Source organism: Mesorhizobium sp. M4B.F.Ca.ET.089.01.1.1 (genome assembly GCF_004022605.1).
GTDB lineage: Bacteria > Pseudomonadota > Alphaproteobacteria > Rhizobiales > Rhizobiaceae > Mesorhizobium > Mesorhizobium abyssinicae.
In genome coordinates, this window is sequence record NZ_RZOS01000065.1 from 1 (window position 1) to 19,742 (window position 19,742).

Sequence of the window (19,742 nt, forward strand, 5' to 3'; positions counted from 1 at the left end):
CTGTCCAACGGCGCCAATGCCGCCCAGCCCCCGGCCACGCCGAAGAACAGGAACATGATAGCAAACCCAGTGCATGTCACACCGGTTAGACGCAGGGGTACCGGTTCCAGTCGGGAGGGTGGCGGGAGCGGCAACGGCACGACGTTCATGTCTGGTCTCGTCTTCATGATTGTGCAGCGCCTGCATCGCCTCCTTGAACGCTTCCTGGCTTTGGCGGTAGATCCTGCCGGGCGGCAACAAGGTTGAGGCTCGGCCGCAATTTTCGTGTCGCGTACCGGCGCGTTGGGGCAGGGGCGCTGTCTTGGTTCGCTGCTATAGCCTGGTTCGCCGCAATAGCCTGGTTCGCGGGTATTGCCTGATTCGCCGCTACGGCCTGATTTGCCGCTACAGCCGGCATCGGACTCACCGCGCGGATGCGCGCGGCCAGTTCGTTGAAGACATAGTCACGTGGACCGTAGAGGTCTTGCTGGCCCCGGTTGAGGACCAATATCTTGTCAACCTTTTCAATGATGTTCTGCCGGTGCGCGATCACGATAATGGTCGTACCGGCCGCCTTGACCGCGCTGAGGGCTGCGATCAATGCCTCCTCACCCTCGCGGTCGAGGTTCGAATTGGGCTCGTCCAGGATCAGCAGCGCCGGGTCGCCGTAGAGTGCCCGCGCCAACCCGATGCGTTGGCGCTGCCCACCTGACAGCACCGCGCCGGATTCGCCGATCTCGGTGGCATAACCCTTCGGCAGCCCTTTGATCAGTTCGTGAACGCCAGCCAACTGCGCCGCCTTGACCACCTTGTCGAAGACCGCTGGGTTGAGCCCCGTGAAGCGGCAGATGTTTTCGGAGACGGTACCGGCAAAGAGCTCGATGTCCTGCGGCAGGTAACCGACATAATGGCCGCGGTCTTCCGCCGCCCATTGGGCAACGTCCATGCCATCCAGCAACGCACGCCCCCCGGATGGACGCCAGGCACCCGCCAGTATTCGCGCCAGGCTCGTCTTGCCGGCCGCGCTCGGGCCGATCAGCGCCATCGCCTCGCCCGGATTGAGCCGGAAGTTGATCCCTTTCAGGATGGGCTCTCCACCCTGGCGGGCGAGCACGAGGTTGTCGGCCTCGAACCTGCCTTTCGGTCTTGGCAGCGGCAGCACCGGCGTCGCCTCCGGGTGCTGTCCGGCGACGGCGGTGAGGCGCCGGTAGGCGGCACGCGCCCCGACCGTCGCCTTCCATGTGCCGATCGCCTGCTCGACCGGCGACAGAGCGCGACCCATCAGGATCGAGGCGGCGATCATGATGCCGGGCGAGGCCTCGTTGCGAACCACCAGATAGGCGCCAAGGCCGAGTATCGCCATCTGCAGGGCCAGTCGGTGGCAACGCGCGATGGCGGCGATGATGCCACCGCGGTTGGCGGCCAGGACTTGTCCCAGGTTTGCCTCGTCCTGCTGTGCCTTCCAGCTTTCCAGCAGCGGCTTCAGCATGCCCATCGCCTGCACGACCTCGGCGTTGCGGATCGCCGCCTCGGCCTGCACGTAGGCCCGCGACTGTGCGCTTGCGGCCTCGGTCAACGGCTTGCGTGTGAGGTATTCGTTGAGCAAGGCCAGCGCAAACAGCACGATCCCGCCGACCAGCGCCAACCAGCCCAGCCAGGGATGCATGAGGAATATGGCGGCGAAAAACAGCGGCGCCCAGGGCGCGTCGAGGATCGGGAAGATGCTCGGGCTAGTGAAGAAGTTCCGTATTTGATCAAGGTCGCGCAGCGGACGGGCATTTGCCTGACCGGGCGCCGAGGCGGAATGTTCCACCGATGCGGTCAGCAGAACCGGTGCCAGCCGCGCGTTCATCCACGCTCCGACTTTGGCCAGCAGGCGCCCGCGCACCACCTCCAGCCCCGCCATCGTCGCGAGTGCCCCTGCCGCCATCAGCGACAGCATCACCAACGTCTCCAGGCTATGGCTGGTCAACACCCGGTGGTAGACTTGAAGCATGTAAAGCGCCCCGGTCAGCATCAGAGTGTTGATGCCGGCGCTGAACCAGATCAGCGGCCGGATTGCGCGCCTGGCCTCTTTCATCACCACTTGCAGGGCAGGGGGCTGTTGGTTGGCTTTCATCATTATTTCTCTGTGCGGGATGACATCGGAGCGTCGTCCACAGCATCGTAAGTGTGCAAGCCGCCGCTTTGCTCGTCGCCTAGTTTTAGTCCAGGGCCTTGATGTCTCGTGGACGACCGGTCCCCCAAGGGGGACCGGATCGCCAGGCGTTGAAGTTCTTTGCAGGTGTACGAGGACACCATTAAACAATGAAGTCCTGGCTTGCGACGATGCTCAGTGGTTGCGTAGCAGTATCCCCGTCGAGATCGGTGTTTGCCAGCGTGAAGTCGATCTGTTGATCGGGAACCGGAGCCTCGATGCTCGTCGAGAAGTCGAGAATGCGGACACCCGAGTTGGCACCGGGGACCGTGAACTGAACGTAGGCCGTGTCGAAGGCTTGACCACCATCGTCGTTGATGGTCACGGTCTGATTACCCGAGCGCAAGCCAGTAACGTTGTCGATATTGTGATCGATCAGATTACCGGCATTGTCGTAAAGCCACGATTCTACAGTGATGGCATTGATGTTTCCAATTCCTGCGACCGCAAAGGTTAGATTGTTGATATCAGAACCGTCCGCAGTATGGAAGGTGAAGCCCTCGTTGTTATTAATCTGCGAAGCCTGACCGCCTTTCACCCCGAATCCAACCGCATCGGGGTTAAGATCGTCAGCAGCTACAGTCGGGCCTCCCAGTGGAGCCGTGTTGAACGGCGTAAAAGCATCCTTGGTCGCGTCCGCTGCGGGGTGAGTGTTGAAGATAAGACCGTCAAAGACGATGCTGCCGGTGTTGTCCACCGTGGGTACCGTCAAGGTCTCCTGAGGACCGCCCGACTTGACCGCATTGAAGTTGAGGTCGGACTGCTCACCGTGGGGTGTGAAGAGCACGTCGAAGGTGTACCCCGTGTCCGTCACGTTCAGTTGGTAGAGGTCCGTATCGGTGGCCACGTCGTGGTAAGTCAGCGTGGTTCCGTCGTTGGTGAGGATCTCCGTGATGTCATCGCCTCCGAGATCGGTGTATTCGGTGATGATAACGTGTGAGCCATCGGCTCCGGCAGTAAGGTCGAACGTCCCTGTGTCCTGTTGACCGGCGGCCAATCCGACCTGGAACGGCGAGGTATCACCAGTGATGTCGGTGAACGTCGGCCCGGCGTCCTCGAACACCAGGTGCGTCCCGAGATCCTCGTGGTTGACGACCGTCACCTCGGACGATGATGGGAACGCGACTTCGAGGTTCTCAACGCGTACGCCGGAGGTGCTTACCTTTGTGTCGTAGTAAAATCGAACGTAGATTTGGTCGACGCTATCGGCCGTTTCGATGGTATAATTCTCATAGACGGCGCTGCCGGAAGGTAAGTTTACGGTGTCGGTGTCGGTAGCAACTACTACTCCATTATCGACAGCCCACCACTCAATGTTCACTTTCTTCACGCCGCCTACGGCCTGGATGTCGAACCTGATGCCGCCGATTTCGTTCGCATCCTGATCAGCAGAAGTCCAGGCCGCGTCTTGAACCAAGAAGCCCTCATTTTGATTCATCTGAGAGGCTTGACCGCCCTTCACACCGAAGCCGATGGCGTCGGGGTTCAGATCATCATTGGTTCCGGGGTTGGTTGGGACTGTCGTTGGATCGGCCACCGTCCCCGGGAAGATGAGTCCATCAAACTTGGCGCTGTGATTGTCAGTGGGATCGGTTGTCGCAACCGTGAGGGTCTCCTGCGGGCTACCTGACGGGATCGACGCGAAGTCGAGTGTCTGAAACGTCGTTACGATCTCGGTGGTCGATACATCCAGTGTGATCTTGCCATCGGCAAACGACAGGATGTCGTCATCGTCAACGTTGAGAGGATCGCTGTGCCCCAGCGGCTCGTATTGAATGAGGTAAATTTGCGCCGAGGACAGGTCGCTCTCGTCCAGCGCAACAGCGAACGCCAGGTCGCCGTTCGGGTCAGCGTCACCATTCGCGTCGGCCTCGCGCCCATAAATGATGCCGCCTTCGTTGTAGAGGAAGATTGCCACACCGTCGACGGTAGAGAGGCCGCTCGCCGTGCCGTCATCGGGGATCGATAGCGCCAGATCGGTCACTCCGGTTGTGTCAAGGAGGGCGTCGTTGACGGCCACCTGCGGGAAGCCTGTTGTGGCGTCGGTACCGCCACTGATATCAGCCACGCCGAGAGTGGTGAGCGTGTTGATCAGCGTCGCGTCGAGTTCTTTATCATTATCATTGGTGACGGTCTGTACGCCGATTTGCTCGTCGAGAACGAGATTGCCGTTAATAGTAGCCATAATCTGCCTCCCAATTGTGATCGAGTTATTCCAGGGTCAGTTGGAATTAGGTCAGGGCGCGCCGAAAATGGTGGATTCGAGAACCAGAACAGAACACGCCTTAACGTAAGCAAGTTCCGGAAGCGTCGAAAACTACGATTGCCCGTCCGCCATGACTTGGATGCTGGCAAACCCCAGTTGCTGAGGATCGATCTGAAATGCGGCCCTCGGACTCATTGTCCGGCCAAGGCAGAGGACGCGTCCATTCGCGCTTGGATAGTTTTTCGGTGAATGCCCGCCGCGATCGAACGATATATATCGTTCGGTAAGTCGAGGCGCGAGAAGGGCGGCCTACGGCTATTTTTCCCGCATCGCCCGGCGGAAGTTCTGCGTGATCGGCTCGGCGAGGTAGGAAAGCACGGTGCGAGCGCCTGTCCGGATCATCGCCTCGCTCGACATGCCGGGCAAGAGCTTGCGGCCCTCCAGCTTGGCGAGCTCGTTTCTGTCGATCAAAACGGTCGCGGCGAAATACGGTGCCCCGCTGCGCTCGTCCACCATGCGGTCAGCCGACACGATCTCCACGACGCCCTCGAGAGGCGGCAGGTTGTAGCGGGCGAAGGCGGGGAAGCTGACGCGCGCGGGCTGTCCGGCGGCGATCGTCTCGACATCCTCGGGTCTGACCATGGCCTCGACCACGAGTTGTTGTTCGAGCGGCACGACTGTCATCAATGTCTCGCCGGGTTTTACGACGCCGCCCGCCGTGTGGACCTTCAGGTCCATGACGATGCCGTCAACCGGTGCGACGACATTGGTACGGGTGAGCACGTCCCTGGCGGAGCGCTCCTGCTGTCTGAGGTCAAACAGCTCCGCCTCGACCTTGCTCAGCTCATCGACGGCCGCGTTCAGCCGCACTGTGTTGAGGTTCAGGATTTGCATGTCGATCTCGGCCATGGCGCTTCTGGCACGAGCGATTGACGCGACGTTGGTAGCGCGCTCGCCCTCGATCTCCCGCTGTTGTCGTTTGAGCGACAGGTTCCGCTCGCGGGTGGTCAGCCCCTTCGCCAGCAGGCTCTCCAGGTCCTTGGTCTCACCCTCGATCGCCTCGATCTGTTTGTCCTCGGTGACGATAAGCTGCTGCAGTCCCGTGATCTCTTCCTCGATCTGGTGACGGCGCTGGCTGAGAATTTCCCGCTCGTCCTTCAAGTTGTGATGCTTGGCGGCGAACACGTCGCGCTGTGCGGCCACCGCGTCCCTTGCTGCGCTGGCGGGGTTGGCGAGCAACGCGGCATGGAACTCGATCTCGGCCTTGCCGTCGCGCTCGGCCCTGAGACGCGCGGCCAGCGCCTCACGCGTCGCTATCCGGTTCTGGATCAGGTCAAGCTGCGCCGTTGCCTGTGTGTCGTCGAGCCGGATGAGCACCTTGCCGGCCTTGACGATGTCGCCGTTCGCGGCGTTCAACTGCGCGATGATGCCGCCCTCGAGGTGCTGGATGAGCTTGCGGTCGCCGGCGACCTTGATAACGCCCGGTGCCACTGCGGCGCTGTCCAATGGTGCCAGCGCCGCCCAGCCCCCGGCCACGCCGAAGAACAGGAACATGATCGCGAACCCGGTCCATTTCACGCCCGCGAGACGCAGGGGTACCGGTGTCAGCAGGGATGGCGGCGGGACGGGCAGCGGAACGACGTTCATCGATAATTCCTCACTGGGCCGAACATGGTCATCGGTTTGTCGAACTCAACGAGGGCAGGTAACTCACAACAAAGACTGCAAGACCGGCACGACCTCATTGTGTTCATGCTTCCTTTGCCTCTTGGGTGTCTTGCACGTCGTTGACCACCTTCGGGGTTGCTCTTGGCATCTGGGTCACCCTGCGAGCGCGGTTGGCGAGTTCACCGAAAACGGCGTCACGCGGCCCGAATAGGTCTTGTGCGCCGTGGTTGAGCACCAACACCTTGTCAACCGTTTCCAAGATGCTCGGCCGATGCGAGATCAAGATCAGGGTCGCACCTGCCGCCTTGAGCCTGCCGATGACTGTAGCCAGCGCTTGCTCGCCCTCGTGGTCGAGGTTGGAGTTAGGCTCATCAAGGATAAGGAACGCCGGGTCGCCATAGAGCGCCCGCGCCAGTCCAATGCGCTGGCGTTGCCCCCCGGACAGTGCCGCACCACCTTCACCGATCTCGGTGGCGTAGCCCTTTGGCAACCCCTTGATCAGTTCGTGGACGCCAGCCAATTCCGCGGCCTTGACCACGTTGTTGAAGACTGCCGGATTGAGCGTCGCGAAGCGGCAGATGTTTTCGGAGACGGTGCCGGCGAAGAGTTCGATATCCTGTGGCAGGTAGCCGACATGTCGACCCCGGTCCTCGGCCGCCCATTCGGCAACGCTCATGCCGTCGAGCAGCGCGCGACCGCTGGTTGGACGCCAAGTGCCGGCCAGCACTCGCGCCAGGCTGGTCTTGCCCGCCGCGCTCGGGCCGACCAACGCCATCGCTTCACCTGCCTTGAGTTGGAAGCTGATGCCTCGCAGGATCGGTTCGCCGCCCTGCCTGGCGAGCATGATGTTCTCGGCCTCAAACTTACCCTTTGGACGCGGCAACGGCAGCGCCGGTGTGGCCTCCGGTCGCTGACCGGCCATTGCAGCGAGACGCTTGTAAGCGGACCGTGCCCCGATCGTCGCCTTCCAGGTGCCGATCGCCTGTTCAACCGGGGCCAGCGCGCGACCCATCAGGATTGAGGCAGCGATCATGATGCCGGGTGAAGCCTCGTTTTTCAGCACCAGAAATGCGCCGAGCCCAAGAACGGCCATCTGCAGGGCCAGCCGGAAAGCCCGCGCGAGGGCCGAGATGGTACTGGACCGGTTGCTGGCGAGGGATTGTCCTCTGTTTGCCTCGTCCTGCTGGGCCTTCCAGCTCTCGAGCAGGGGATTGAGCATGCCCATGGCCTGGACGACTTCGGCGTTGCGGATCGTTTGCTCGGCCTGCATGTAAGCCCGCGTCTGGGCGACTGCGGCTTCCGCCATTGGCTTGCGGGTCAGGTACTCGGTGAGCAACGCCAGCGCGAACAGCACGATACCGCCGCAGGTTGCCAGCCAGCCCAACCAAGGATGCATGAGGAAGATGGCGCCCAGGAAGAGCGGTGCCCAGGGTGCGTCGAGGATCGGGTAGATGCTCGGGCTGGTGAAGAAATTCCGCACCTGGTCGAGGTCACGCAGCGCGCGGGCGTTGATCTGACCGGGTGCCGAGGCGGCGTATTCTACCGATGCGGCCAGCAGAACCGGTGCCAGGCGCGCGTTCAGCCACGTGCCGACTTTGGCCAGAAGACGCGCGCGCACCACCTCCAGCCCCGCCATTGTGGCGATCGCCGCGGCTGCCATCAGCGACAGCATCACCAACGTCTCCAGGCTGTGGCTGCCCAACACGCGGTGATAGACCTGGAGCATGTAGAACGCGCCGGTCAGCATCAGAATGTTGATGCCGGCGCTGAACCAGACAAGCGGTCTTATGGCGCGCCTGGCTTCCTTTATCACCGCTTGCAGGGCAGAGAGGCGTGGGGCTTTCATCATCATCATATCTGCCCTGTTTGCGGGGTTGACGCCGTGCGGGCTGACACCTGGGTTTGAGCCGGTTTACGCAGGGCGCGAGATCATCTCCACATGGAGATGGGAGGCGGCGTGAACCGCCTCCCTCTGGTCAAGTTAGGCGACCACGTCCACGAGAATGTGGGTCGCCGGGGTCGGCGTTACGTCGCCGTCCGCGTCGGCAAGCTGAACGGCAAAGTCAAGGCTGGCGTTCAACGTCCCGGAAGTGGTTTGCACAAACCCGATGTCCACGATCTTGAGGACGTCGTTGTCGGTCGTGTCGAGAGTTTGCTGGGCACCCGCCAAGCTACCGCCGCCCGCGCCGGTCGTATTGACAAAGTTGATACCCGTGCCGGTCAGACCATTCGCGGACTGCATGATCTGCACGCCCTGAATAAAGACGTTAGCATTGGCAGTGTAGTCGTTCTGCTCGATAATGAGCAACGCGTCGTTGTTGGAACCCGAATACCCTGACAGGGAGAACTCGGTATTGTACGGGGACGGTACAACAGCACCGCCCTTGAGGAAGTCCGAGTTCTGGATGTTCAAGGCGACGGTAGACTCGGTGTCGTCCGCCGTGGAGGCCGTGCCCTTGGTGTCGACCAAGTCAAGGATCACGACGAGGTCCTCGGAGTTGCCGATGCCGTCGAACTTCAGCACGATACCGCTAGCTGTCGTTGTCGGCTCGGTCCGTTCGTGTTGGATGCCCGGTGTGACGGGATCAACATCGACGTTCGGGTCGTTGAGAACTGCCGGCTCTTTGAAGAACCGGAGCGTCAACAGTTCGCCCTTCTGGATCGTATCACCGGCGACACCATTCTCGCCTTGGGTTGCAGAAACCCAAGTCGTGACGGCACTGGTGGCCATGTCGTGGTTGGCACCATCAAACGTGGTGTCATTGGTAGACCCTTCGCCGTTCTGCGAGAAGCTAAACGGCGAATTGTTGCTCGTGAACTGCACGAGGAACGGGTTTGGATCACCATTCGGCGTCAACTGCGCCACGACGACTTCCGGGTGGCCCGCGTTAGTGTTCGGGTTCCGAGCGAAGTCCTGATTGGTGTGGACGACATCAAAAGCGAACCCGTCGATAACGTCGTTCAGGGTAATCGAGTAGGTGTCGTTGACCTTGTCAAAGATCAGCTGACCACCCGCCGTGGCGTCCTGAATACCAGTCGTGATCGGGTCCTTGTCGTAGTGGAACGTGAAGTTGAAGGTCGCAGAGTTGGCGTCCTCCGACACGAGCGTGGCGTACGCCGGTGCGGCGGGCACATTGTTAGCGTTCGCAAAGATCGCGGTGCCGTTAGACCCCGTGATCGGCGGTGTCGCGCTACCGACAAAACCGGAGAGAGCAAGCTGCACCCCAGCCACGTTAAGATTGCCGTCCACGAAGTCCGACTCGTCGTCGGAGTTGCCGGCGATGTCATCGGCACCGTTATAGTCCGGGATGTCGTTACCGATATTGTACCCGAAGACACCGGTAGCTGCGGCGGCCGGCGGGGACACTACATTGTGCAACGTCTCGCGATCTCCCGCGGCGCCCCCGGGAACACCGTCGAACGCTGCCGTGATCGTCGGAGCATCATCCGTGAAGACAAGGTTCTGGCCGATGTTGACGAAAGCCGATGCCTGGTCGCCGTCCTTGTCGGTGATGGTCGCCGTCAGCTTGACCAGATTATCCGCCGATAACGTCGCGGTATCGTTCGGCCCGTTATTGGGATCATGTATGACTGCACGGTCCTGGTTGAGCGTCACGATGCCGGCAGTATCGACGGTCACGGTGAACACCAACGCATTACTGACAGCCGTACGGCCCTCGACAACGCCGCCCGCAGTGATCGACAGATTGACCTGCTGACCAGTCAGCGTGTCGATCAGGCCGGAAGCGCCCGCGATCACGCTCAGCGCGTAAGTGGTGGTCCCAGCACCGTCAGCACCATAGGCACCGTTGAAGTTTGACGAGAAGTTGGCAGTGCCGTTGGTCGCGAGATCAGATTCGTCAACCGTGGCATTAGCCTCTGTACCACCTGCCGACATGCTCGGGCCGTCGTCCTTGAAGAAGAGATTATCGCCGATGTTCAGGGTGGCGGAATCATCATCCCCGTCAGCGTCCTCGCTGTGCGCGGTGAGCGTGACGAGGGTCGCCGCCAGCGAGATAGCTTCGTCGTAGCTGCCGGGCGGGACGGTCCCGTTACCCGGAACGTTGTGAACCATCGCCAGGCTCTGGGTGAGCGTCACGACGGCAGTCGTGGTGTTGACGCTGACCGTGAACGCGATAGCACCGTTCGCGTCAGCAAGACCACCGTCTCCGACACGACCGGTAATACTACCGTCAAGCTCTTTGTACAGGAAAATGTGTTCCTGCGATGCCGTGTCGATAAACCCGCTGTCTGTGGCGTCCGCGGGGATGCCGAGCGCGAAGGTGAGTGTGCCTGCGCCGTCAGTCCCGAAGCTGTTCGGGAAGTTGGCGAGGAAGTTGCCGGTTGTGGTAGCACCGGCACCGCCAAGGAACGACTCGTCCACGGTGAGGTCCGGGCCGGCCCCGCTGGTGTTGACGTCCGGGCCGTCATCGTCAACGTTGATGTCGTCACCGATGGGTGTCGACGCCTCGACCAACGCGCGGACTTTCAGGACATCGCTGAAGTCCACCCGGTCGTCAGGCTCTGGGTTGAGCGGGTGATCGATCGCCTCGAAAGTAATCATCTGAACCGTGGCCGACGTGTTGTCGACGTTGGGGATGATGTAGAAAGCCGCGACGAGATTGCCGTCGGCCCATGCTTCCACCGCGCTGCCGTTCTGGACCGTGGTGAGGAAGATTTCGTCGCCGTCGACTGTAAACTGACCGGACGACACGTTGGTCAGAGGCGCGAACTCCAGCTCAACGACATTTTCGCCGGGTGCCGGCGACACGGTGACGAGACCGATCTGGCTCGCGGCCTCCGCGGTGTCGGCAAAAGCCAACTGCTCGGCGGACAGTGTGAGACCGTTGAGATATGTGAGAAAAGCGGCGTTAAGACCACCGGAGATGTCGCCGGTGATAGCGTCAACGGAAATCGCGACGTCGTCGTCTTGGAGACCGGCGGACTGGTCGAGTACCAGATCGTCTACGATATTGATGGTAGCCATGATGTTCATCCTTTCCGGATGGTTGACTGATTCCACAAGTCGTATTCACCGCGGCAGCAGTTATGCGCACGGCTCGGACACACGCGGAGTCCACGTTTACTGGTTTTGGAAAGACGCCCCTATGCCCCTATTTAAGGAAGATCGCGCATTGAATTGCGGCCTTCTTAGCTTGATTGTGTCGCCGTTGCAGAGGGTGCGTCCATTCGCGCTTAGATAGTATTTCGGTGAATACCCGTCCTGATCGAACGATATATATCCTTCGATAGCGTGGGCTGCCGCAGGCTTGCGCCTGCTGGTCGCAATCAGGGAACGGAGGGTATTCTTAACACCGAGACCGCTGCCGGGATCAGGTCCCAGCCGATCAGATCAGGTCCGACCCGGGATGGGCGGTGTCCTTGCCATGCGCCGCCCAGGCCAGTTCCGACCGGCTGCCGAGGTTGAGCTTGGTGTAGACATGGTGAAGGTGCATCTTCACCGTGCCTTCGGACACATGCAGCCGCTGGGCGATGGTCTTGTTGCGCAAGCCGCGCGAGACGAGATCGGCGATTTCGCTCTCGCGCCCCGTGAGCCTGGACGTGGGCTGGGATTGCGGCCGCGGCATCAACAGGTGCTGGACGATCTTGTTGTCGATCCACTTCTTGCCGCTCGCCACCGCGTTCACGCATTCGACGAGGAAGCGGTTGCTGATGCCGTCGAGCACCAGCCCGTCAACGTCGAGCGCCTGGATCTCCTTGACGCCGAGAGCGCCGTTTGGCTGCAGGATGAAGATGACGCCGAGGGCGCGGTGGGCGGCTCTCAGGCGGGAGGAAAGACCGGCCGTCTGCGGGTCCGCTAAATCCAGGCCGATGATGGCAATATCAGGCCGATGGCGTTCCACATGCGGAAGAACGTCAACCACGCGGTGGCACTCGGCGACAACATCGTGCCCGGCCTTCCGCAACACCCACTCCAGACCTGCGAGATACACCCCCCGCGGGTCCGCCACAACCACCGTCGACATGCGAACACCGTCCGTAAAATACGCAACGAACTTTGCCTAAATCCCTGAAAAGAATGAAACCAGAGGTTAAGCGTATTGTCAAGAAACCTCTAATATAGTTCCGGCTATAACTGCGACCTGCGGCCTATGCAAAGCAGCGCCGGCTTGCCAAGGGAGGCCCGCGGGCATCGCCGAACTGTCGCAACGGCGCCCGCGTGCCATTTCAGCGCTGGAATCGAAGCCCGGTGATCAGTAGCCGACGGTGAAGCGCTGCCGGATGTGCCTCGGCGTCTCGATCACGTCGGCCATGACGATTGCGTAGTCCTCGAAGGAGATGCTGCTGCCCTTGTCGGAGGAAAGCAGCGTATCCTTGCCGAGGCGGAACGTGCCGGTGCGCTCGCCGGCGGTGAACAGCGCCGACGGCGACAGGAAGGTCCAGTCGAGATCGCCGACGGTCCGCAGAGTGTCGAGGAAGTCGCCGCCCTTCTGCGCCTCGGCCTTGTAGATGGCCGGAAATTCCGGGGTGTCGACCAGGCGCTTGCCCGGCGCGACCTCGAGGCTGCCGGCGCCGCCGACGACAAGGTAGCGCTTGACGCCGGAGGCGCGCGCGGCGGCGATCAGCGTGTCGGGATCGCTGGCGGTGAAATGCACCGAACTGACGACGGCGTCATGTCCCTTGATCAGCGCGGCGAGGCCCTCCTTGTCGAAGACGTCGCCCTTGACGGCGGTCACGCCTGGCAGCTTCGCGATCTTGTCCGGGTTGCGGGCGATTGCGGTGATGGTGTGGCCGCGATCGGAGAGCTCTTTCAGGATGCGCGAGCCGGCCTGGCCGGACGCGCCGATGAGGGCGATCTTCATGACATTTCCTTTCTGCTTGGGGGAGGGCTGGGAAGGATCACGCCGCCTGGATATGGGCGACGAGATTGTCGTAGCTGCCGAACAGCGCGTTGGCGCCGATCAAGCGCGGCGCCGCGTTGCGGATCACGGCGAGCGCGGGGACGCCATTGGCATGCAGGCGCTGGAACAGCGTGCGGCCATGGCCGACAAGGTCGCGGTGCGCGGCCAGCAACGCCGGCGTCGGCGCCTTCAGCATCTGCGCCGCGTCCGCCATGCCGACGTCGGTCAACACCGCGGCGACACCGTCCACCGTCACGATGTCGCGTCCGCCGACATAGCGGGCATGCTGGATCGCCTTCAGCGCCGCCAGCCGCTGGCGCGGGTCTTCGAGTCCGGCGGCGACGATGCCGACAGTGGCAGCGCCGGAATCGAGCAGGGTGCCGCGAACGTTCAGCACGTTGTCGAGATAAGCCTGGCTGAAGCGTTGTCCGCTCAGCCGCTCGATGCGCTGGTCGTTCGCCCAGGCATGGGCGGCAAAGCCGGCATCCAGCGGCCGCGCGCCGGCGCCGGAGAAGAGACCGGTCGGCAGGAGCTCGAGCGCGATGCCGCTCTGCTCCAGCCTGTCCAGCATCGGCGTCGCGCCATAGCACCAGCCGCAGAGCGGGTCGAAAAGATAGGTCAGCGTCGCATCGTTCATGGCCGTCTCGTCCGGTGTCTGTCACGGATCTAGATGGCAGTTCGCCCAATTGCGAAAAACAGCGATCAATCGTACAGACTGTCTGATCAGATCAGACAATGGTTTGCCGATGGCCGAACTTCTGAACCTTAACCGGCTCGTCTATTTCACCACGGTTGTCGAAACCGGGTCCTTCACCGCGGCCGCCGACCGGCTCGACGTCGCCAAGGCGGTGGTCAGCCATCAGGTCGGCAGGCTCGAGCGGGAACTGGGCGCCACGCTGCTGCGGCGCACGACGCGCCGCGTCACGATGACGGAGGAGGGGCGGCTGTTCTACGACCGCGCCGCCATCATCCTGCGCGAGGCGGAAGCCGCCTATGGCGACATCGCTCGCAGCGCCGACAAGCCGACCGGGATGCTGCGGCTGACGGCGTCGCTCGACTATGGCGAGAAGGTCGTGGCGCCGACCATCGCCGCCTATCTCAAGAAATATCCGAGGATGCGGGTCGAGACGATCTTCGACGACGCGGTCAGCAATCTCGTCGACGAGCAGATCGATCTCGGCATCCGCGCCGGCTGGCTGGCCGATTCCAGCAATCTGGCGCGCCGCCTCGGAACCTTCCGGCAGGTCGTCGTCGCAAGTCCGGAGCTCGCGGCCAGGCTGCCGCCGGATGTGGTCCCCGGCCAGGCGAGGTCGCTGCCCTGGGTCGGCAATGTCCAGCTCCGCGGTATCGGCCAATGGCTGTTCTCGAAAGACGGCGAAACGGTGCTGGCCGAGCTCAACCCGGTCGTCAGCTGCGACAAGAGCCCCGGCGTCCATGCCTGCGTGCAGGCCGGCATCGGGCTCGGCATCTTTCCGGACTACAGCGTCGATGACGACATCGCCAAGGGGCGCCTGGTGCGGATGTTCGCCGACTGGACCTTGCCCACCGGCGGCATCCATGCCGTCTTTCCGCCGGCGCGCTTCAGGCCGGCCAAGGTGCGCGCCTTCGTCGAGCTTCTGGCGGCGGCCGAACGAAAGCGCGCCCGGGGCTCAAAACCGGACTGATGTCTCGACTGGTCAGCCCGGGCAGGGGAGCAGTTCAGGGAACCTTTGTCCGGCTGGCGATTTTGGATATGGTGGAACTTCGAACCGGTTTGGAGGGGTATGCGAATGACGACGAAACGCCTTGCGATCCGCGCACTCGTTTTCGCTGTGGCTTGCGGCATGGCCGCCTCGGCCTTCGCCGGAAGCCGGGACCATCGGGCCGAATCCGACCGCTACGTCCCCGCGCATCGCGATATCATCGACATCCTGTTCGCGGGTCCGCACTACTATGACCAGCAATTGTTCACGACGGCGGCCGGGCCCTGCTCCTACGACCGGGTTGGTCCCGACGCGAATGCGCTGAACAAGATCAACGATCACCATTGCGGGAAGTAGGCGGCCAGCCTCAGTTCCCGCCGCTCTCCCTCATCTTGCCAATGATCGCCGCCATCAGCGCGAGATCGGCGCGTGAGTCCGCGAGGTCGGTCAGCGGCTTCGTGCCCTCCATGATATGGCGGTGGAAGATTTCGAGCTCGTTGGAGAAGGCGTCGCCATAGAGCGGGCCGAAGGCCTTCGTCGCCGGACCGAGCGGACCGGCTTCCGTCACCTCCAGCCGTGTCGCCAGGCTGCGGATATAGGGCGTGTCGTAGATGATGCGAACCCGCCTGGTGTTCGAGCGCACCTCAATCATGGCGTCGAACAGGCCGAGATCGTCGACCACCGCGTCATAGAGGCAGGCGAAGTGACCGTAGTCGAAGGTCACACTGGTGTTGGCGCCGCCATTGGTGTGGTGCGCCGCCACCACGCGCTTCGGCTCGCCGAGCAGCCCGCGCATTGCCGAGATGTGATGCGAGGAGAGTGCCGTCAGCCCGCGGTAGGCGCGCACCAGGTCGGCGGAGGCATCCTGCCCCACCACTTCGCGGATCAGCACGTCGCGTTCCTTCGCACCGCGCGCCAGGGTCGCCGGATTGATGTCGGTGGGATAAAGGACGTTCTGGCTCTTCTTGAGAAAATGCCGGCCTTCCGAGATCAGGTCGAAGATGCGCACATGGGTGATGTCGCCATGGGCTGGCAATTCCTCCCTGGCCGCAAGATAGGCCGGCGCGTAGCGGCGCATGTAGCCGACGAAGATGGTCTTGCCGTAATCCTTGCTCAGCGCCAGCAATTCGTCGATCTCGCGCACCGTCAGGCAGGCGGGCTTTTCCAGCAAAATGTGCTTGTTGGCCGCGATCGCGGCGCGCACGAAGCGGCTGTGCGTATCGTCGGACGACAGCACGAACACCGCGTCGATATCGGGCGAGGCGATCAGCGCCTCGGCGCTCTCGAACGCCTTGGCGGTCGGATATTCCGACGTGACAAGCGACACCAGGCTCGGCGAGACGTCATGGATGCCGGCGATTACCCAGCGGTCGCGCTGGTCCGCCAGCACCGGCAAATGGATCGACTGCGCCACCTCGCCAAGTCCAACAAGTCCGACACGGATCACCGCCACGGCAAACTCCTTGCATTTCCATTCTGTCGCCGGCCATCGAGGCCGGCAGTTGACGTCACGAATGACGGGCGCTCACGCCGCGCCGGTGACCAGCGCCACCAGTTCGTTGCCGGTGGTCTCGGACGCGCGCACCGTCGCCGCCATCCGCCCGGCCCGCATCACCCAGATCTGGTCTGAGAGGCGCCGCACCTGATCGAAATTGTGGCTGACCAGGATGACGCTCACCTCTTGCTCGCGCAGCCGCCGGATCAGCGCCTCGACATTGCCCGTCTCCTGCACGCCGAGTGCGGCCGTCGGTTCGTCCATGACGACGAGCTTGGCGCCGGAGCCGGCGGCGCGGCAGATCGAGATCGCCTGTCTTTGCCCGCCCGACAGGCGCCGCACGCGCTGCGTTACTGAAGGCACGTTGATCGACAGGCGCGACAGCATGGCGCGCGCCTGCGCCTTCATCGCCTTGCGGTCGAGCAGCGCGAACGGGCCGATGCGGCGCACGATCTCGCGGTTGAGGAAGAGGTTCTGCGCCACGGTCAGCTCGTCGATCAGTGCCAGGTTCTGGTGCACCGTCTCGATGCCTGCCTTGCGTGCTTCGTCGGGGTTGGAGAAGGGATGCGGCCGGCCGTCGAAGAAGATCTCGCCGCCGTCCGGCGCATGCACGCCGACCAGGCAGCGGATCAGCGTCGACTTGCCGGCGCCGTTGTCGCCGATCACGGCGGTGACCTCGCCGCGGCGGGCCTGGAAGGCGACATCGGTGAAGGCGCGGATGCCGCCGAAATGCTTGCTTAAGCCGTCGCAGGCGAGGATCGCTTCGGTCGAGGGGGTGTGATGGACGGCACTCATTTCTGGTACCGCATGATCAGCGCCGCCAGCACTACGATGGCGCCCACGGCGAGCGGTTGATAGAAGGCCGAGACGCTGAGCAGCGTCAGCCCGTTGACCAGCGCGGTGAGCATCAGCGCGCCGATGGCGGGCCCGAGGATGCTGGCGCGGCCGCCGAACAGGCTCACGCCGCCCAGCACCACGGCGGCCACCGAATTGAGGAGCAGGCTGGTGTTGATCAGCGGCTCGGCCGAGCCGATCCGCGCCACCAGGAGCAGCGAGGCGATGCCGGCGCAGAAGCCGGAAATCGTGTAGGCGGCGATCTTCACCCTGCCGGTGCGGATGCCGAGCGCCGAGGCGCTTTCGGCCTGGCCGCCGGTGGCCAGCAGATGCACGCCGAAGCGGGTGTGATAGAGCGCGATATGGGCGACGATGACGGCCGCGATCGCCACCCAGACCGGATAGCCGAACGGTCCGAACGAGCCGGAGGCCAACCGCAGCAGGAAGGTCGAGCCGACCATCGTCGGTTCGCCGCCCGACAGGATGAGGCCGAGGCCGGTGATGCCCGACAGCGTGCCCAGCGTCACCACGAAATCGGGAATTTTCCCGGCGGTGATGAGGACGCCGTTGAGGAAACCCACCGCGCTGGTGGCAAGGACGGCGAGCACGCAGGCCGCGAATATGCCCCAGCCGGCGGCGTTGACCAGGCCGAGGATGATGGCGCCGAGCATGACGGCGGCGGCCAGCGAAAGATCGATGCCGGAGGTCGCGACGACGAAGGTCTGGCCGATCGACAGCACCACCAGGATCGCCGCGGCCAGGAGCAGCGCCTGCAGATTGGCGACGCTGAGGAAGACCGGCTGGGCGATGCCGAAGACGATGACGAGGCCGACCAGGCCGACGACCGAGGCCCAGTCGGCCCAGAAGGAAGGATCCAGGAGGAGAGCCGACAGGGAGGAACGGCTCTCCTCCGCCGCGCCCGCCGTCACTCGAGCGGGCGCGCTTTGTTCAGGTGTGCTCACCTCAACATCTCGCGGAAGGGATCGGGATACTCGCCGCCGGGCGCCGGGAAATTCTTCAGCGACGCTTCCGCATTGTCCTTGTTGATCAAGAGCACCGGCGCCGGAACATTGGCGGGCAGTTCCTTGCCCTTGGCGGCAATGGCGCAGGCCTCGACGCCCATGGCGCCGACGACATAGGGATATTGCGCGACGGTGGCGGTGAGCTCGCCGGCGGCGATCGATTTCAGCGCGTCGACGATGCCGTCGAGGCCGATCACCTTGACGTCCTTGCCCGAGGTCTGCACGGCGCGTTCGACGCCGAGCGCCATGACGTCGTTGGCGGCGAAGAAGCCCGCGAGATCGGGGTGCGCGGCCAGGATGTCGGTGGCCGCGGTCAGCGCCTTCTCGCGATCCCAGTCGGCGCTCACCATCACCACCACGTCGAGCTTGCCTTCGACGGCCTGCTTGAAGCCCTTGATGCGCGCGTTGGAGCCGACGTCGCCGACGATACCGGCGACCAGCGCCACCTTGGAACCTTTCGGCACCAGCTTCAGCATCTCCTCGCCGGCCAGCGCGCCGGCGGCGACGTTGTCGGTGCCGATATAGGTCGAGATGGCAAAGCCTGCCGCCTTGGCCTGTTCGGCGTCGATGGTGCTGTCGATGTTGACGATCGGCTTCTTCTTCTGGGCGACCGGCACCAGCGCCTGCACCAGGTTGGAAACGCTTATCGGGTTGACCAGGTAGCAGTCGAAATCCTGCATCGCCATGGCGGTCAGGCGGTCGGCCTGCCCGGTCGCGTCGCCCATGTTGGCGGCGGCCTGCACGGTGACGCCGACGCCGTCGGCCTTGGCCTGGTCCTCGATGCCCTTCTGCATGGTCTGGAAGAACGGATTGTCGAGACCCTTCACGATCGCCCCGACTTTCGGCGCTTCTCCGGCATGCGCCGGTACGGCAAGCGTCGTTGCAAGCAGGCCCGCGCCGAGCGTCAGGCAGTTCAACATGCGCATATGTCTTCCTCCTCCGAATTTTGGTTTGCGGTTCGTTGTTCTGCGAACGGAATGCCTGACGGCGCGCAAGCGACCCGGGCGCTCGTGCTGGAGAGGTGCAGAGTGTCTTCCATGTCAGGCATGCTCCTCCCAGAGCGCTGGCCGATGTGCCCTGCCAGCATTTCCGCATGTTTTAGAAAAATTTGACACGCGTCAAGAATTAAAGTGGTGTGCAGCGTGTTTAATGTGCTGCGGTGCGGTAGGAGACGGCTGGCCTTCTTGTTTCGTCATCCACGGGCGGAGCGGGAATGAAGCGGACGCGCAGACCCGAGGATCCATGCCGCTCCTTGCATGCGTCGCAGCGGTGCAGAACGTATGATTCTGCAGCGCCCTGTCGCTCGAAAGTCACGGTGTGGATCCAGGGTCTCCGCGACGTCGCTTCGCTTCTGCTCCGCCCCGGAATGACGAAGAAGAGGTCTGCTCAGGCCCGCGGCGCCAGTGCTGGCTCATCCTGCCCGCCGGTGCCGCCCCTGGTCTCGTCGTTCTGCACCATCGCCAGCGCCGTGCCGGGCTCGCCCTCCCACAGGATCAGGCTGGCCGCGCCGACCAGGCCGGCGCGATCGCCGAGCTCGGCCGGCACGATCGGCACGTCGCGGTAGGCCGGCATGGCGCGCTCCTCGACCGTCGCCCTGATCCCCGGCGCCAAAAGGTCGAAGCCATTGGCGAGGCCGCCGCCCATCACGATCAGGTTCGGCGAATAGAGATGCAGAAGATTGGTGAAGCCGATGCCGAGCCATCTGGCTTCCGCCTCGACCAGTCGGCACGCGGTCGCGTCGCCCGTCCGCGCGGCCTCGACGACATGGCGAGCTGAGATGTCGCCGTCCTTGGCAA

The 19,742-nt window shown here is 63.1% G+C and carries 15 protein-coding genes; 2 read left to right on the top strand and 13 right to left on the bottom strand.

Going from position 1 to position 19,742, the window contains the following annotated elements:
• Positions 1-163: 163 nt before the first annotated feature.
• The 8 genes from EN780_RS09410 to EN780_RS09445 all read right to left on the bottom strand — a co-directional run bounded on the left by EN780_RS09410 (position 164) and on the right by EN780_RS09445 (position 13,550).
• Positions 164-2,098, bottom strand: a complete 1,935-nt coding sequence (locus EN780_RS09410) for a type I secretion system permease/ATPase (RefSeq protein WP_245499915.1) — start codon at positions 2,096-2,098, stop codon at positions 164-166.
• A 181-nt stretch (positions 2,099-2,279) separates the two neighbouring features.
• Positions 2,280-4,361, bottom strand: coding sequence for a hypothetical protein (locus EN780_RS09415; protein WP_128273333.1), 2,082 nt, complete (start codon positions 4,359-4,361; stop codon positions 2,280-2,282).
• A gap of 336 nt (positions 4,362-4,697) precedes the next feature.
• The gene (locus EN780_RS09420) at positions 4,698-6,029 is read right to left on the bottom strand and encodes an HlyD family type I secretion periplasmic adaptor subunit (protein WP_128273335.1); all 1,332 of its coding nucleotides are present in this window, start codon (positions 6,027-6,029) and stop codon (positions 4,698-4,700) included.
• 103 nt (positions 6,030-6,132) lie between these two features.
• A complete protein-coding gene (locus EN780_RS09425; protein ID WP_128273357.1) occupies positions 6,133-7,899 on the bottom strand; it encodes a type I secretion system permease/ATPase in 1,767 nt (588 codons plus the stop codon).
• A 132-nt stretch (positions 7,900-8,031) separates the two neighbouring features.
• Positions 8,032-11,037 (bottom strand): DUF5801 repeats-in-toxin domain-containing protein, encoded by a 3,006-nt coding sequence (locus EN780_RS09430; protein ID WP_128273337.1) that lies wholly within the window; start codon positions 11,035-11,037, stop codon positions 8,032-8,034.
• 361 nt (positions 11,038-11,398) lie between these two features.
• Positions 11,399-12,037, bottom strand: coding sequence for a response regulator transcription factor (locus EN780_RS09435; RefSeq protein WP_128273339.1), 639 nt, complete (start codon positions 12,035-12,037; stop codon positions 11,399-11,401).
• A 228-nt stretch (positions 12,038-12,265) separates the two neighbouring features.
• Positions 12,266-12,874, bottom strand: coding sequence for an NAD(P)-dependent oxidoreductase (locus EN780_RS09440; RefSeq protein ID WP_128273341.1), 609 nt, complete (start codon positions 12,872-12,874; stop codon positions 12,266-12,268).
• A gap of 37 nt (positions 12,875-12,911) precedes the next feature.
• On the bottom strand, positions 12,912-13,550 hold the full coding sequence (locus EN780_RS09445; RefSeq protein ID WP_128273343.1) for a DsbA family protein: 639 nt from the start codon (positions 13,548-13,550) through the stop codon (positions 12,912-12,914).
• Between the two features lie 109 nt (positions 13,551-13,659).
• On the opposite strand from EN780_RS09445, the gene EN780_RS09450 reads away from it, so the two are divergent.
• Entirely contained in the window at positions 13,660-14,577 is a 918-nt protein-coding gene (locus EN780_RS09450) for a LysR family transcriptional regulator (protein ID WP_128273345.1), read from the top strand.
• Positions 14,578-14,682: 105 nt separating this feature from the next.
• Positions 14,683-14,952: a hypothetical protein gene (locus EN780_RS09455; protein ID WP_128273347.1), complete on the top strand. Its 270-nt coding sequence runs from the start codon at positions 14,683-14,685 to the stop codon at positions 14,950-14,952.
• Between the two features lie 10 nt (positions 14,953-14,962).
• Here EN780_RS09455 and EN780_RS09460 read toward each other — a convergent pair whose 3' ends face one another.
• The 5 genes from EN780_RS09460 to EN780_RS09480 form a co-directional block, all read right to left on the bottom strand.
• Complete coding sequence (locus tag EN780_RS09460; RefSeq protein ID WP_128273349.1) at positions 14,963-16,048, bottom strand: Gfo/Idh/MocA family oxidoreductase; 1,086 nt, start codon at positions 16,046-16,048, stop codon at positions 14,963-14,965.
• Positions 16,049-16,120: 72 nt separating this feature from the next.
• Positions 16,121-16,885: an ATP-binding cassette domain-containing protein gene (locus EN780_RS09465; protein ID WP_128273351.1), complete on the bottom strand. Its 765-nt coding sequence runs from the start codon at positions 16,883-16,885 to the stop codon at positions 16,121-16,123.
• Positions 16,882-17,886 (bottom strand): ABC transporter permease, encoded by a 1,005-nt coding sequence (locus EN780_RS09470; protein ID WP_127282944.1) that lies wholly within the window; start codon positions 17,884-17,886, stop codon positions 16,882-16,884. Before EN780_RS09470 ends, EN780_RS09465 begins: the two co-directional genes overlap by 4 nt.
• Complete coding sequence (locus EN780_RS09475; RefSeq protein WP_128273353.1) at positions 17,883-18,872, bottom strand: substrate-binding domain-containing protein; 990 nt, start codon at positions 18,870-18,872, stop codon at positions 17,883-17,885. Before EN780_RS09475 ends, EN780_RS09470 begins: the two co-directional genes overlap by 4 nt.
• A 460-nt stretch (positions 18,873-19,332) precedes the next feature.
• Positions 19,333-19,742 (bottom strand): ROK family protein (locus EN780_RS09480; RefSeq protein WP_128273355.1); only part of this gene is annotated, 410 nt, incomplete at its 5' end.